The organism is Acinetobacter sp. LT1 (assembly GCF_059800965.1).
Genome location: NZ_JBBAXE010000005.1, coordinates 1 through 15,380, shown reverse-complemented (window position 1 = coordinate 15,380; position 15,380 = coordinate 1). Strand labels below are relative to the sequence as shown.

General features: G+C 39.5%; 16 protein-coding genes and 1 pseudogene. 13 read left to right on the top strand and 4 right to left on the bottom strand.

The window, feature by feature from the left end; translation table 11 throughout:
- Nucleotides 1–9 precede the first annotated feature (9 nt).
- The 3 genes from WBW42_RS06025 to WBW42_RS06015 all read right to left on the bottom strand — a co-directional run bounded on the left by WBW42_RS06025 (nucleotide 10) and on the right by WBW42_RS06015 (nucleotide 1,706).
- Nucleotides 10–504, bottom strand: a complete 495-nt coding sequence (locus tag WBW42_RS06025; protein ID WP_005073555.1) for a chalcone isomerase family protein — start codon at nucleotides 502–504, stop codon at nucleotides 10–12.
- Entirely contained in the window at nucleotides 471–1,043 is a 573-nt protein-coding gene (locus WBW42_RS06020) for a nuclear transport factor 2 family protein (protein WP_005073557.1), read from the bottom strand. The genes WBW42_RS06025 and WBW42_RS06020 overlap by 34 nt, the downstream gene beginning before the upstream one ends.
- A 168-nt stretch (nucleotides 1,044–1,211) precedes the next feature.
- Nucleotides 1,212–1,706 (bottom strand): GNAT family N-acetyltransferase, encoded by a 495-nt coding sequence (locus tag WBW42_RS06015; protein WP_032055581.1) that lies wholly within the window; start codon nucleotides 1,704–1,706, stop codon nucleotides 1,212–1,214.
- Between the two features lie 137 nt (nucleotides 1,707–1,843).
- On the opposite strand from WBW42_RS06015, the gene WBW42_RS06010 reads away from it, so the two are divergent.
- From WBW42_RS06010 to WBW42_RS05975, 8 genes are all read left to right on the top strand, one after another.
- Nucleotides 1,844–2,596 (top strand): aspartate/glutamate racemase family protein, encoded by a 753-nt coding sequence (locus tag WBW42_RS06010; protein WP_032055582.1) that lies wholly within the window; start codon nucleotides 1,844–1,846, stop codon nucleotides 2,594–2,596.
- 136 nt (nucleotides 2,597–2,732) lie between these two features.
- The gene (locus WBW42_RS06005; RefSeq protein ID WP_032055584.1) at nucleotides 2,733–3,719 is read left to right on the top strand and encodes a quinone oxidoreductase family protein; all 987 of its coding nucleotides are present in this window, start codon (nucleotides 2,733–2,735) and stop codon (nucleotides 3,717–3,719) included.
- A gap of 11 nt (nucleotides 3,720–3,730) precedes the next feature.
- Entirely contained in the window at nucleotides 3,731–4,579 is an 849-nt protein-coding gene (locus tag WBW42_RS06000; RefSeq protein ID WP_284105524.1) for a TauD/TfdA dioxygenase family protein, read from the top strand.
- Between the two features lie 60 nt (nucleotides 4,580–4,639).
- Nucleotides 4,640–5,692 (top strand): beta-keto acid cleavage family enzyme, encoded by a 1,053-nt coding sequence (locus WBW42_RS05995; protein ID WP_032055590.1) that lies wholly within the window; start codon nucleotides 4,640–4,642, stop codon nucleotides 5,690–5,692.
- Nucleotides 5,693–5,809: 117 nt separating this feature from the next.
- Nucleotides 5,810–7,159: an MFS transporter gene (locus WBW42_RS05990; RefSeq protein WP_032055593.1), complete on the top strand. Its 1,350-nt coding sequence runs from the start codon at nucleotides 5,810–5,812 to the stop codon at nucleotides 7,157–7,159.
- Nucleotides 7,156–7,812 carry a DsbA family oxidoreductase gene (locus tag WBW42_RS05985; protein ID WP_032055596.1) on the top strand — a complete coding sequence of 219 codons (657 nt, stop codon included), beginning with the start codon at nucleotides 7,156–7,158 and terminating at the stop codon, nucleotides 7,810–7,812. Before WBW42_RS05990 ends, WBW42_RS05985 begins: the two co-directional genes overlap by 4 nt.
- A gap of 14 nt (nucleotides 7,813–7,826) precedes the next feature.
- Nucleotides 7,827–8,135 (top strand): Rieske (2Fe-2S) protein, encoded by a 309-nt coding sequence (locus WBW42_RS05980; protein WP_080759619.1) that lies wholly within the window; start codon nucleotides 7,827–7,829, stop codon nucleotides 8,133–8,135.
- On the top strand, nucleotides 8,128–9,138 hold the full coding sequence (locus WBW42_RS05975) for a YeiH family protein (protein WP_032055601.1): 1,011 nt from the start codon (nucleotides 8,128–8,130) through the stop codon (nucleotides 9,136–9,138). The genes WBW42_RS05980 and WBW42_RS05975 overlap by 8 nt, the downstream gene beginning before the upstream one ends.
- A gap of 92 nt (nucleotides 9,139–9,230) precedes the next feature.
- Here the strand turns inward: WBW42_RS05975 and WBW42_RS05970 are convergent, their stop codons facing one another.
- Nucleotides 9,231–10,241, bottom strand: coding sequence for an AraC family transcriptional regulator (locus tag WBW42_RS05970; RefSeq protein ID WP_032055603.1), 1,011 nt, complete (start codon nucleotides 10,239–10,241; stop codon nucleotides 9,231–9,233).
- Nucleotides 10,242–10,531: 290 nt separating this feature from the next.
- On the opposite strand from WBW42_RS05970, the gene WBW42_RS05965 reads away from it, so the two are divergent.
- The 5 genes and pseudogenes from WBW42_RS05965 to WBW42_RS05945 all read left to right on the top strand — a co-directional run.
- Nucleotides 10,532–11,137, top strand: coding sequence for an RBBP9/YdeN family alpha/beta hydrolase (locus WBW42_RS05965; RefSeq protein WP_080776751.1), 606 nt, complete (start codon nucleotides 10,532–10,534; stop codon nucleotides 11,135–11,137).
- Between the two features lie 100 nt (nucleotides 11,138–11,237).
- Nucleotides 11,238–13,067 carry a DUF1302 domain-containing protein gene (locus WBW42_RS05960; protein ID WP_080776769.1) on the top strand — a complete coding sequence of 610 codons (1,830 nt, stop codon included), beginning with the start codon at nucleotides 11,238–11,240 and terminating at the stop codon, nucleotides 13,065–13,067.
- Between the two features lie 66 nt (nucleotides 13,068–13,133).
- Nucleotides 13,134–13,553 (top strand): PH domain-containing protein, encoded by a 420-nt coding sequence (locus WBW42_RS05955; protein WP_032055608.1) that lies wholly within the window; start codon nucleotides 13,134–13,136, stop codon nucleotides 13,551–13,553.
- 172 nt (nucleotides 13,554–13,725) lie between these two features.
- Nucleotides 13,726–15,099 (top strand): PQQ-dependent sugar dehydrogenase, encoded by a 1,374-nt coding sequence (locus tag WBW42_RS05950; RefSeq protein WP_032055612.1) that lies wholly within the window; start codon nucleotides 13,726–13,728, stop codon nucleotides 15,097–15,099.
- A gap of 27 nt (nucleotides 15,100–15,126) precedes the next feature.
- Nucleotides 15,127–15,267: pseudogene (locus tag WBW42_RS05945) on the top strand (GNAT family N-acetyltransferase); the annotation flags it as partial.
- Nucleotides 15,268–15,380: the final 113 nt, after the last annotated feature.

The following is a 15,380-nucleotide window of genomic DNA, read 5'->3' as shown; positions in this document are numbered from 1 at the left end:
ATTAAGCCATTAATTTAATAATTGTTGTTTTAATTTAGCATTAAACGGTTCGCTACCAAACCAGATTTTAAAATATTGATTTGCATTCGGATTGTTCAAAGAGCCGAGTAGCTTCTGGTTTAATTTTAATTCTAGTTTTTGATTTTCATGTTGATAGTAGAGACTATAAAGATCTCCACTCTTAATTGGCCTATATAGTTCATTAATATGATTAAGCGGGGATTTCGCATCAAAGCCGCTAACATTTTTCTTCAAAAAGTGGGTTGCTGCACGTTTAAATGCCCACTCGGGAATATCGCGGTTATAGCTAAAGTCCATTTTGATGCTTTGGTTCTGCCAATTTTTTAGGCAATCTTCAGCAAAGTAACTGACATTTCCCACTTTCTTGCTCGTCACCATTAAAGGAGCTGAACTGCATTTTTTTAGTTCAGCCGCATTGGCTTGAGATACGATTAAGATTCCCAGAAATATCAAGATTCGACTTTTTTGAACGGTAATACCCATTTATATACTCCTCCAAATATTGGTAAAGAACGGTAAAGGCCATTTGCCGGATCCCAATAATCTTGCTGGAAAATAATTTTTTGTTGCTCATTAATCTTAATTTGACTAATTCCATAAGAAGCCATGGTTTTTGAGCGACCTAGCATTTTAAAGTCATAGGTCATGTACCAATGAATGTAGGCTGTATCTTGGTGATGAGTTGCACTAATGAGTTTTACCGTGACATTACTCACTCGGGCATTCATGCCTTCAAAATGCTTAATCAGATCTTTCTTTTGAGAGAACTGCGAGAGTGTATCGTTGATATAGAGCTGATCAGCGTAAAGATTGCTAGCATTATTTACAAAAGAAGGAGTACCGAGCGTATTAAATGCAGCGACAAAACGATTGCCGACATCTAGCGCCTGTTGATCATCTAATTCTATACCAGTAATTTTTTGTTCAGCTTTGCCATAGTCACCTGAGTAACTAGGCACACTTTTACACGCCGTTAAACCTACCAAAGTAATCAACCCTAGGGCTGTAGTTATAATTTTCATGTCGATATCCAAGCCAACTTTATAAGATCAAATTAAAGAGCTGGTCGTGAATTTTGCGTGAATTCTTATGTTTTATGATTTGGGATTTAATGCTGGTTTCTTTGAGGCAAATAGATCTTCACTAACTTAAAGTTTTTTATAGTAATGCTTTATTTTTTATCAAAGAAATTACAGATCTTTTTTGAAAAAGATAACATCCATATTCATGTAACTAGATGAATTTGTTTTTTCAAAACCAAGTTTATTTAATAGGTTGTGGGCAGGTAAATTATCTTTTTCTGAAAAAGCGATCACATGCTTAAATTTTCGACTTTGCATGTCTTCTAGTAACTTAAGTGAAGCTTCAACAATATAACCTTTATTTCGCTCAGTTTTAATAAGTCTAAAACCTAGTTCAGCTTCTGTCTTGCTATCAACCTCACAAGTTTCAAAACCACAATAACCAATAATTTTATGGGTATCTTTTAAAACGATAGCCATCTTGCCAAAATTATGATTTTTATAGTGCTCCAAAATTTCTAAAAAACGATCAGTTGCTGCCTCAGTTGATAAGGCACCATGAGGTGAAAAAGCCATAAAATCTTTGTCTTGAAACATCTCCAACATAATAGGTAAGTTTTCTTCAAGGAATGGCCGTAAAATTAAACGTTCTGTTTCTAACATAGAGTTCTTATTAAATAGTTTAAAAAATTATAGCTTATAAGATGAATAATAATTCAATAAAGAAAGCAATTTTATTCTAGCTGCGCTTTACCCATAAGAGATATAGATAAATTTTACATAAATAGAAGGATTCAATAATGAAAACAATCGGCTTATTAGGTGGAATGAGTTGGGAATCGACAGCGCTTTATTATCAGAAAATTAATAAAATGGTTCATCATAAATTAGGAAAATTGCACTCAGCTAAGGTCATTATTAATAGTGTTGATTTTGAAGAAATAGCAGCCTTGCAAGCGAAGGGTTTATGGCAAGAAGCTGGCACATATTTAGCTGAGCAAGCACAAAATTTAGAAAAAGCAGGGGCAGATTGTATTTTGGTGTGTACTAACACCATGCATAAAGTTGCTGCACAGATTGAAGATTCAATTACGGTTCCTTTCTTACACATTGCTGATGCAACTGCAAAAGAAATTTTGAGTCAAAACATTGGTAAAGTTGCATTGTTAGGGACTGCTTTTACAATGGAGCAAGATTTTTATAAAGCTCGATTACAAGATCATAGAATTGATGTTGTTATTCCAAATGAAGAAGATCGAAAGACAGTCCATCACATTATTTATGAAGAACTTTGTTTAGGTGTGATTAACCCCGATTCTCAGCAAAAGTATATTGCTATTGTAGAGAGGCTTATAGCTGAAGGTGCCCAAGGAATTATCTTAGGTTGTACCGAAATTTGTATGTTAATTGGTGAGCTTAAATTCTCGGTTCCTTTATTTGATACGACCACCATTCATGCAAAAGAGGCGGTGAGTTTTAGCTTGAATGAAAATAAGAATTTTCATAGCACCAATTTAAATATATCTGCTGCAATTTCTGGGAATACTGTTTAGCAATATTTGGAATATCCTTTGTCATTAAACGTTAAGCTTGTGTCGTCAAATGTAAAGTGGCCCATATCCTAACTGTTGTAATTTTGGTTATTGCTTTTATATGCACTCAATAAAAAACCAAAATATGGAATAGGACATGACGTTGACGAAAGCTATACGTTTCTATGGAACAGGAACGCCAGAAGTATTGCGCTATGAAGATGTAGAAGTAGGAGATCCAAAAGCAGGGGAAGTACGCCTACGTCATGTGGCAGTCGGTTTAAATTATGCCGATACATATTTTCGTAATGGAACCTATCAAATTCCAATGCCTAATGGCATGGGCGTCGAAGCATCTGGTGTTATCGAAGCTTTAGGTGAAGGAGTAACTCAGCTTAAAGTAGGTGATCGAGTTACCTATACAGGTTTTTTAAATACGTTAGGTGCATATAGCACCCACCGTTTAATTCCAGCAAATGCTTTAATTAAATTACCCGAAGAAATTTCTTGTGAAACAGCGGCAGCCATGACCATGCGAGGGTTGACCGCTGCTTATCTAATGCGCCGCATTTATGACTTTAAAGCGGGCGATTCAATTTTATTACATGCAGCCGCAGGTGGTGTTGGGCTGATCGTTTCTCAATGGGCTAAATTACTTGGCCTAACTGTTATCGGGACCACATCTTCAGAAGAAAAAGCTGCCGTAGCGCGAGCTCATGGTTGTGATCATGTCATTAACTACAGTCATGAAAATGTTGCTGAGCGTGTACGTGAGTTAACAGGCGGCGTGGGTGTAAATGTCGTTTTCGATAGTGTTGGCCAAGCCACTTTCATGAGTTCATTAGACTCTCTCAAACGCCGTGGTTTGTTGGTCTGCGTGGGAACAGCGTCTGGTCCAATCCCTGCTTTTGATCCGGTATTACTCGCCGTGAAAGGATCATTGTTTGTCACACGTCCAGCTTTGGCAGATTACATTGCAGATCCTGCTGAGAAGAAAGAACTGGCAAATGAATTATTTGATCATGTTCGACATGGGCGAATCAAAATTGAAATTAATCAGCGCTATGAGCTAAAGGATGCCGTGCAAGCTCATCGTGATTTGGAAGCACGTAAAACAATAGGTTCATCAATCTTTGTAATTTGAAGGGATTTCTTATGCAAATTGAACAGTTAACTTGCAATATTGGTGCAGAGCTCAGTGGCGTCAAACTTGCTGATGCGATTTATGATGATGGATTATTTGCTGAAATTCGCACACAACTACTTAAACATCGTGTGTTGTTTTTACGAGATCAGCACTTAACCCGTCAGGATCATGTCGCATTTGCAGAAAAATTTGGACAATTAGAAGATCATCCCGCGGTAGGCAGCCATCCTGATCATCCGGGTTTGGTGCAGATCTATAAACATCCTGAAAGTCCTGTCGATCGTTATGAAAATGCTTGGCACAGCGATGCAAGCTGGCGCAAGGTTCCACCGATGGGATGTGTGCTGCACTGTGTCGAATGCCCACCTGTAGGTGGTGACACCATGTGGACCAATATGGTCATGGCCTATGCGTCTTTACCCGACGATATTAAGGCTAAGATTGCAGACTTACGTGCCTACCACAGCATAGAAGCGAGTTTTGGTGCGGCTATGCCACTTGAAAAACGCTTGGACTTAAAAGCAAAGTTTCCCGATGCTGAGCACCCAGAGGTACGTACTCATCCTGAAACGGGAGAGAAAATTTTATACGTCAACGCGTTCACAACTCACTTCAGTAACTATCACACCAAAGACCGAGTCAGATTTGGACAAGATGCCAATCCGGGCGCAGCTGAACTACTGCGTTACTTAATTTCTCAAGCCTATATTCCTGAGTTTCAAGTGCGTTGGCGTTGGAAGCCTAACAGCATTGCCATCTGGGATAACCGCAGCACACAACATTATGCAGTCATGGATTACCCACCTTGCCACCGAAAAATGGAGCGGGCCGGCATTATTGGTGACGCAACCTATTAAATCTATAGGTTAATAATTTTATCTAATTGAAAATTCTAAAAAATATATGAGGAGATGCACATGCAATTCTTTGACGACTCATTGCACCCGGAAAATATGGAAAAAGTGGTGATCACGGTTGCGCCGTATGGACCCGAATGGATGCCAGAAGACTTTCCCGAAGATATTCCAGTGACCATGGATGAGCAAATTCAAAAAGCGGTTGAGTGCTATGAAGCGGGCGCGACAGTGCTGCATTTACATGTCCGTGAGCTTGATGGCAAAGGCTCTAAACGCTTGTCAAAATTTAATGAGCTCATTGCAGGGGTTCGTGAAGCTGTGCCTGACATGATTATTCAGGTGGGTGGTTCGATTTCATTTGCACCAGAAAGTGAAGGTGAGGCAGCCCTATGGTTAAGTGATGATACCCGACATATGTTGGCAGAACTCACTCCAAAGCCCGATCAGGTCACGGTGGCAATTAACACCACACAAATGAATATTATGGAATTGCTCTATCCTGAATATTTAGAAGGGACTTCATTGGCACATCCAGCGACTCAGGCAGCATATGCAGAGATGACTGTGCCTGCAGGGCCTGCATGGGTTACCGAACATATTAAGCGCTTATGTAAAAACAATATTCAACCGCACTTTCAGTTAACAGGTATGCATGGGTTTGAGACGCTAGAACGTATGGTGCGTAAAGGGTTGTACATGGGGCCGTTAAACTTAACTTGGATTGGAATTGGCGGTGGTTTTGATGGTCCAAACCCATTTAATTTCTTTAATTTTATTCATCGCGTACCTGATGGATGTACTTTGACATCAGAATCTCTGCTCAAAAATGTATTACCTTTTAACACCATGTCGATGGCAATGGGTTTACATGCACGAGTGGGTAACGAAGACACGATCATTGATCATCACGGACGCCGTTTTTCATCTGTAGAGCAAATTAAGCAAACCGTTCGGATTGCCCATGAATTAGGCCGTGAAATTGCCTCAGGAAAAGAAGCCCGTGAAATTTATCGTATTGGGGTGCAATACAACAGTATTGAAGAAACTCTAATCGCAAATGGTATGGCACCCAACCGTAAAGCAGGGCAAAAAGGCGTGCCGCAGCGTAACTAATGTGACAAGGTCTAACGGAATTTAGACCTCAAATGTAGTGCAGCTTATTCACTTTGTTTTTAAAAGTGCGCTGCTGCACTAGCTAAATAGAAATTATAAAAAATACAAGGAGGTCGTATGAATACACATCAGTATTCAGATCAGATGAGCGATGTTGATACGTCAATCAGTATACCTCGTCGTTATGCATGGCTTGTTTTTGCTTTGACATTTGGTTTGCTCATTTCAGATTACATGTCAAGGCAAGTCTTAAACGCAGTCTTTCCTTTACTTAAAAATGAGTGGTTGCTCAGCGATAGCCAGTTAGGTTTGCTCAGTGGCATTGTCGCGTTAATGGTGGGTTTATTGACTCTGCCGTTATCTTTAATGGCAGACCATTTTGGGCGAGTGAAAAGCTTGGCTATTATGGCGGCTTTATGGAGTTTGGCGACTTTAGGATGTGCACTGGCTGAAAATTATGAGCAAATGTTTATTGCTCGTTTTATGGTTGGTGTGGGTGAAGCTGCTTATGGCAGCGTTGGAATTGCAGTGGTTGTGGCTGTTTTTCCACGAGAAATGCGCGCAACACTCGCCAGTGCTTTTATGGCGGGTGGCGTATTTGGTTCATTTTTGGGTGTAGCTTTAGGTGGTGTACTCGCACAGCACTTCGGGTGGCGTTGGGCATTTGGAGGCATTGCTTTATTTGGTCTCATTTTGGCTTTTCTATATCCAATTTTAGTGAAAGAAAACAGAATAAATGCAGCACCTCAAAATAAAATTCGTAGTAAAACCCAGCACATAAAAAGCCCTTTAAAAACTTTATATTCAAGTCGTTCAGTCATTGCCACTTACATTGGTAGTGGTCTGCAATTATTTGTTGGTGGCACAGTGATTGTCTGGATGCCGAGTTATCTCAATCGCTATTACGGCATGAGTACCGACAAAGCAGGCGTAATGGCAGCGATCATTTTGCTATGTAGTGCAGTAGGCACAATTCTATGCGGCATGTTGTGTGATTATTTGGGCCGTAACTGTCCAGATCGTAAGGTCAGTTTAGCGATTACATACTGCTTGCTCGGTTGTGTTCTTTTATCAATTGCTTTTGCTATGCCTGTGGGACGTAACCAGTTACTTCTCATCTGCCTCGGAATGTTTATTGCCCTAGGAACCAATGGGCCATCTAGTGCCATGGTGGCCAATCTCACACATAACTCAGTTCATGGCTCTGCATTTGCAACACTCACCTTAGCTAACAATTTTCTTGGTTTAGCTCTTGGTCCTTTAGTGGTTGGCAAAGTATCTGATGTGATTGGTTTACATAGCGCATTTCAACTCATGCCATTGGTCAGTATTGCAGCTGCAGCAGTATTTTTTTATGCCAAACGCCATTATCACAAAGATATCTCACGCTTTGAGCAGCAAGCAATAACTGAGCTTGAAAATCATTCAGGTAACCAAATACAAAAATGCGGGATGAATAACAAATGATGATTCGGCAATTACACATTGATGTATTTTTTGACTTTATTTGTCCTTGGTGTTTGATCGGAAAACGTCAGTTACTGATCGCTATAAATAGATTTTATCAGCTTCACCCCAAAGTCAAAGTTATCGTGCACTGGCGAGGTGTTCAGCTTATACCTGACTTAGCTGTTGAAGGTGTACCGTTTCAAACGTTTTATTTGAAACGGTTAGGTAGCTTGACAGCAGTTCGTATGAGACAAGAACAGGTCAATAAAGCTGCAAATAAAGTTGGGCTCAAGATCGATTTTGAGCAAATTAAACGAATGCCAAATACGGCCAAAGCTCATCGCTTATTTGATAAAGCTTTAAAGATAGGAACTCCTGAGCAGTGCAATGCGTTGTTAGAACAACTCTTTGCTGCATATTTTTATGATGGGTTAGACATCGGAAATACCACTACTTTATACAAAATCGCCAAACGCTGTGGTTTCCCGCGTGAACTGATCAAAGATTTGCTTATTCAAGATCATCAAGATTTTATCTCTGCAAGTACAGGAGGTAATGGCGTGCCTTACTTTATTTTTGATCGGGCTTCTGCCTTGGTGGGCGCGCAATCAGCAGATGCACTTTATCAAGCGATGCAAGAGGCAATGCTGGCACAAGGAGAGTTGATATGACCAACCGATTTCAAGTGCCTTTTGAAAAAATTCCAAATTCAGGTGAGCGGGCTTTTTTTAAAATTGGAGATAAAACTCTCGCACTATTTAACGTTGCGGCTCAATTTTATGCAATCGATGACAGTTGTCCTCATCAGGGCGCATCGCTATTTAGCGGACGTCTAGAAGGACGAGTGATTCAGTGCTGTGCCCATGGTCTACGTTTTGATTTAACAAATGGCTGTTTGGTTAATTCCTCTCAGCTCAAAGTTGCAACCTATCCCGTAGAAGTGATCGAGGACAAGGTATTTATTGTGATGGGCTGTGGGGAAAATCATGAGTAGTTTAGTTTTGAAAAATTTTTCCCAGCGTACAAGAGAATTAGCACCAGGTTTTGTGGTCAGTTCGGTCGTTGCAGCAGCTGCCTGTTTTTTATCAGAGCACTATGGCGCGCCAGTTATGCTATTTGCATTATTACTCGGCATGAGCGTGAATTTTTTAGCTGCTGAAAGTAAATGTAAGGCAGGTATCGAGTTTACTGCACGTAGTGTGCTCAGAATGGGTATCGCGTTACTCGGAATGCGTATAACTTTAGGACAAATTACCGCACTAGGTTGGCAACCAGTTGCGTTAGTTATCACTTTGGTTGTTGTCACAATTACAGTTTCTGTTATTGCCGCTAAAATTTTAGGCTTCCAAAAACTATTTGGCATGCTCACTGGTGGATCAACGGCAATCTGCGGTGCCTCAGCCGCACTGGCGCTATCCGCTGCTTTTCCAAATCATCCGCAAAAAGAAAAGGCGACTTTGTTTACCGTGATTGGCGTGTCGGCACTTTCAACCTTTGCAATGATTGTCTATCCGATGATTGCGAATTGGCTAGAGCTATCTCCACAAGCGGCTGGTGTGTTTCTTGGTGCTACGATTCATGATGTGGCGCAAGTGGTCGGCGCTGGTTATAGCATGTCTACTCAAACTGGCGATACGGCGACTGTAGTTAAACTTATGCGTGTGGCCATGCTGCTTCCAGTAATCGTTTGTGCAGCCATGATTACCCGCATGCAAGGAGCAGATTCAACCGGAGAGCGACCACCATTACTGCCTTGGTTTGCCGTTGGCTTTCTACTACTCGCTTGTATTAACAGTACAGGATGGGTGCCAACGATGGTTCAAAATGGAATCAATGATTTATCGCGCTGGTTTTTAGTCATCGCAATAAGTGCTTTAGGAATGAAAACTCAGTTAAAAGAATTAGCATCTGTCAGCATTAAACCGATTCTTTTAATGATCGGCGAAAGCATCTTTTTAGTGGTATTGGTTCTTGGGCTTATGCGCTTGTGGTTTTAATTTCAAGAATTAGATTTTTAAGGAAGTTCTGGAGTAGTTTCCCAGCTTCCTTATACTTTAAATGACTTTATGGGGTGTCAAATAAAGAGAAATTAATTGAGCAGGGCTTTATTGTGACTACGCCACATATTTGGTGACATACCAAATTGGCTAATGAACCAACGGGTAAAAGAACTCGGCATTGAGTAACCTAAAATATCAGACACTTGAGCAAGTGAATAATTTAGATTTTTTAAATAACGAAATACGAGATCTTTGCGTACTTCATTCATTAAATCACTAAAACTCGTCTGAGCTTCTTCTAATCGACGTTGTAAAGTTCGTACATGAATACCATGTGTTTGAGCGACTTGATCAATAGTAGCGCGGCCCATTGGCAAAAGAAGATAAATACTTTTACGAATATCAAAAATCATGGTCGATTCATTGCTATTCTGCAAAATATCTAAATAACGTTGTGCATGGTTAGCCATAGCCAAATTTGCTTGAGGGTTTGTTGTATCAAGTTCGGCCGCAGTACAAACAATGCCATTAAAGTCACTACCAAACTCGAGCGCACAGCCAAAAATTCGCCGATGCAAAGTTAAATCACTAGGCGGGTTATGAGTAAAGTGTACACTTAATGGTCGCCATTTTTGCATCATGAGTGCTGCACAAAAACGATGGGTGATTCCTAAAGCAAGTTCTGTGGCTTGACGGCTATACCCGCAAGTTGTTGTTACAACTTCTTCTCGAATAACTACTGTATCGTCAATTTCTTCTATATATATTTCAAGTGAGTTATTGAGTAAATTCCTGTAACGAACAATCGTTTGCAGCGCTTCTCTCAAAGTATATTGGTAACTTAATAATAGGCTCAGTTCACCAAAATCCGCGATTTCGCGTTGCTCTGCCATATGTAAACCGAAAACATCGCAATTACTCATTTGGGCTGAGTCTTCAAGCAAGGTAATGGCTTTATCTACAGGAATACGTTGTTTAAGATCATTCAATTGAGTTTGGCTAAGCCCAACACGTGATAATAAATGGTAGGGATTTAGATCTAATTGCTGAGCAACTGCCAAATAATTTTTTAAAGAGGCGGTATGCGCAAGAGGCACCATTTTATTATCTCCTGTTCTTAATCAGCCATATTCCTTACAGCTCATATCTAGTTATAACTAAAATATCCACATTACAAAAGCTTTTATTTAAGCGCCTAATCATGATGTCGATTTAATTTTAAAGCTGTTCTCTTAATTCATTTGTAATTACAAAAACTATTTTAATTAATTTACGAAATTTTAAAAAGATGTGTCGTCAAATGAAAAGTCCGTGACGTCTTATGTACACCATTAACTGAAATGAGCCTTTATTGTGAATAGAGTTTTATAAAAATTCTTATGCATCCTAGATGGCAAAATTCACAGGCGTCGAAATGGAAAAAATACAAACCAAAGCAACAATTTTAATTATTCCGGGGTTACGCGATCATGTTCCCGAGCATTGGCAAACGATCTTAGAAACAAAGCTAGCAAAGGTTCGCTCTGTACCACCTGTAGAAACTAATAAACTCAATTGTGAAAATAGAGTTGCTGCTATTCAGGCACAACTCGAACAAATACAAGGGCCTGTCATTTTGGTCGCACACAGCGCTGGTGTGCTGATGACAATACACTGGGCTGCAAAATATCAACGACCAATTCAAGGAGCTCTACTTGTGGCTCCACCTGACTTAAACGAAAGCTGGCCAGAAAATTATCCAAGCCCAACTGTACTTCATCAAGAAGGATGGAGTCCTTTACCAGATCAAGAACTACCTTTCCCCAGCATTTTGGTTGCAAGCACCAATGACCATTTAGCTTGTTATGAAGCTGTCAGTGAAATGGCAGAAAAGTGGGGTAGTCGACTCGTAAATTTAGGTGAAGTGGGACATTTAAACCCTGCATCTGGCTTTGGCTATTGGCCTTTAGCTGAACAATTCATTCAACAGTTAGATCAGGTCGAACAACCAGCCTAGTGCAAAAAAATACCTGCTTATGTAAACCATTTAAAGCCAATGGATGGCTTTGAGTAATAAGCAATAAATAAAAAAATCATAGTTATAGGGAGATAATATGATGGGTCAGTACGTCTATTTAAATCAAAGAAATAATCACGTTCTATATATTCAAAAAATAGGTATTTCATTAAGCCTAATTTTATTCATGTCTAAAGCAAATGCAGCCAATTTTGATATTGATAAAGACTGGAAGTTCGAGACAAGGACGACATTAAGCTTAGGTGCCAGTTGGAGTACGCAAGATCCATCCGTTTCATTACTTTATCGGCCTGACGCAAACAAAATAGGTAAACAAGGCGCTAGCATTGATGTGAATGGTGATGATGGGCGTATGAATTTTAGTAAATATGATGCCATTTCACAGATCATCAGAGGCATAACCGAAGTTAAGCTAAATGGAAAACAGCAGGGTGCGGTCATTAGCACTAAATACTGGTATGACCATGCCTATGAGACAGGGCACGGAGACTTTAAACCCTTTAATGATTCAGCGTGGCCAAGGCTCGCAAAGTTCAAAGGTATCGATTTATGGAATGCCTATATATGGAAAGATTTTGAATTAGACGATGGAAAAAGCATCAATTTAAAATTAGGCAAACAGACTTTAAATTGGGGGAAATCTCAGTTTTTTCAAAACGGTTTAAATTCGGTGAGTGCTTTTGATTTTGCTGCAATTAACCGACCGGGTGGTGATGCAAAAGAAAGAATCATTCCAACCGAAATGTTTTCATTCGACACAAGCATTAATAAAAATTTGAAAATAGAAGGGTTCTATCAATTTAAATTTAGACCTTCAGTTGTTGATGGTAACGGAACTTTCTTTGAGATTTCAGACTTTGTGCCCGAAAATGCAGGTCCAGTTCTGATTGCTGGAGGTGGAGATAAATTATCGGATACCGCAATTCGTTTACGTACCTATATTCCACGTGCAGAAAGTAGAAAAGCAAAGGATAACGGCCAATATGGTATTGCTTTAAAACAGACATTACCCAGTTTAAATAATGCTGAGTTAGGTATTTACTATGCGAATTACCATAACCGTAATGCAAACTTTGATGGAACGGCCGTAACAGCTGCAGGACCCGAACATTTTAATAGCGCGAGTTATTTTTCTATCTATCCTGAAAATATCAAAATGTTTGGATTAAGTTTGACTGGTAAAGTTGGAACAACAAACGTTTTTAGTGAGTTAACCCACAAACCTAATCAACCTTTGCAACTAAACGGTACAGACATTGTCTATGCTCAAGTATTATCAGAAGGAACACCATTTGCACCGCCGGGAAAAACTGTTGGATTGGGTCAATATATCCAAGGATATGTACGCTTACCTGTAACACAATTTTCGGTTGGAGCAACTGGCAGCATATTCAATATTTGGGGTGCAAATTCGATGACATGGTCTACAGAGTTTGCCTTAAACCATATTGCAGATATTGGTAATCATCGGATTGGCCGGACAGGCGCATTTGGTCGTAGTGAGCTTTCAACAGGTGCTTATAATCCTGAAACAGGTGAGTTTAAATGTACGCCGTATGGTACAGCTCATCTTACCAATGCAGAAATTGATAACTTGAATGAACGCTTTTGTAATAAAAACGGTTTTTTTAATGAATGGTCATTAGGTTACCGATTACGTGGAGCATTAAATTATCAAGATATTTTACCCTCTACAGTGATTACGCCAAGTCTTAGTTTTAGACACGATGTTTATGGATATAGCCAAAACTTTCAAGAAGGGCAAATGAGTGTAACTGCGGCGTTATCTATGACTTATCAGCAAAAATATACAACAGAGATTGCCTATAATAACTTTTTTGGTTCTAATGAATTTAGCACGATAGATGATCGAGATTTTGTATCATTAACATTTAAAGCTAATTTTTAGTTCAATTATTTTATAAAAAATATAGAAAGGCTCGTTATAAATGATATTTATACGTGGAGGATAACTTTGAAATTTAGATCAAAAATTGATTGGTGGCTTTTACTCATATTTATTGTTGTCACTGGCAATATCCTTATGAAAATTTATGAAGCAAATCATCATTATTCTTTAGCTTCAAATTTTCAGCACCTCTTCATTTATAGTTTAGTCATTTTGGTTATTTGGCTTCCGGTCTTTAACACGTATTACGTAGTAGAAAACAACACATTAATCATTAAGAGCTTGGTATTTCGATGGAAAATTAATATCAATGATATTACTCAAATAGAACCTACCCATAATCCACTTTCTTCTCCAGCATTATCGCTAGATCGACTTAAAATTTATTATATGAAAGATGGAAGAATGGCTACAGTAATGATCTCGCCCAAAGATAAAGAGAGCTTTTTAAATACTTTAAACAATAGTTCTGGGACCAAGTTCTAATTGATAGTTAATTAAGAAAGTAAATTAAGTGCCTAATAAATACTCAGTTATGTATTAGATTTTTGAAAAATACGGTCTGTAATGCTCAGCACAGTTAAATAAATCAACTATAAGTCTCTCTTCTAAAGCATTAACCTGTATTTATTGCGAATAAATAAAATGGAGATAAAAGATGCTTAACGATTTTTTGAAGCCAACTTTAGGCATTACGGTTGTATGTGTACTTGCAGGATGTGCGTCATCCTCTCAATATCCAATTACTGATAGTTATGGCCCAGAACCAAAACTTCCTGAACCAAAAACAAGCTTATTACCGACCGTTAATATAGCCCCAGCAGAAGGTTGGCCAAATGGCGCTATGCCTACTCCAGCAGAAGGTTTAAAGGTCAAAGCCTTCGCCAAAGGACTTGAGCACCCGCGTTGGCTTTATGTATTACCAAATGGCGATGTATTGGTTGCTGAAACAGATGCTCCGCCTAAACCGGAAGACAGCAAAGGTATTAAAGGTAAAATCATGACTTTTGTGATGAGGCGTGCAGGCTCATCTCATCCGAGCGCAAACCGTATTATTTTACTTCGTGATACCAATGGAGACGGCGTCGCTGACCAGAAAACGGTATTCCTTAAAAACTTAAATTCTCCATTTGGTATAGCATTGGTAAGTAATAACTTATATATCGCCAATACGGATGCACTGGTGCGTTTTCCTTACCAAGAAGGGGAAACTCAAATTACAGCCAGTGGAACCAAAGTATTGGACTTACCGGGTGGTGCTTTAAACCACCACTGGACCAAAAATGTAATTGCTAATCGCGAAGGTACAAAGCTCTACATTACTGTCGGTTCTAACAGTAATGTTGCTGAAAATGGTTTAGATCAAGAAAAAGGTCGTGCACAAATTACAGAGTTTGATATTGCAAGTGGTCAGTCTCGCCCATTTGCAACAGGACTACGTAATCCTAATGGTATGGCTTGGCAACCTCAAAGCGGTAAACTTTGGACAGTGGTTAATGAGCGCGATGAAATCGGTAGTGACCTAGTACCCGATTATATGACTTCGGTTCAAGACGGTGCTTTTTATGGTTGGCCTTATAGCTACTATGGTCAACATGTAGATGTGCGAGTAAAACCGCAAAATCCTGAAATGGTTGCTCGTGCAATTAAACCCGACTATGCACTAGGCAACCATACGGCTTCTTTAGGCCTTGCATTTTATGCAGCCGAACTGATGCCACAATTTAGAGGTGGGGCATTGATCGGTCAGCATGGTTCTTGGAACCGTAAACCTCACAGTGGTTATAAAGTCATTTTTGTACCATTTAGAAGTGGTCAGCCTTCTGGTCCACCGCAAGATATTTTGACTGGATTCCTCAGCGATAAAGGCAAAGCGTATGGTCGCCCTGTGGGTGTAGCAATTGATTTCTCAGGTGCTGTGTTAGTTGCAGATGATGTGGGCAATACGATTTGGCGCGTTTCGCCAGTTGCAGAGACAACTTATGAGAGTCCAACCCAGCAATCCATTAGTAGTTCAGTGACTCAACCTTAAAAAGGTTGGACAAAATAGGTTTATTTTATGCAAATATTACGGTTATCTGATTACCCTCAATACAAAGAAATGGCTGCACAGTGGTTTTCTGAAAAATGGCAAATCCCTGTGGAAGCCTATCTTGATAGCATTCAGATTTCCATTGATCAAAAACATGCTATTCCACAGTGAGAGGTGGTCCCACATGTTTGAACAACTAAAAGCTTATTTATAAGTGATACTCTGCTCTAGTTAAGCTACCTTATTTTGTTGTGGTAGCTGGTCATAGTAAAACTCATCTG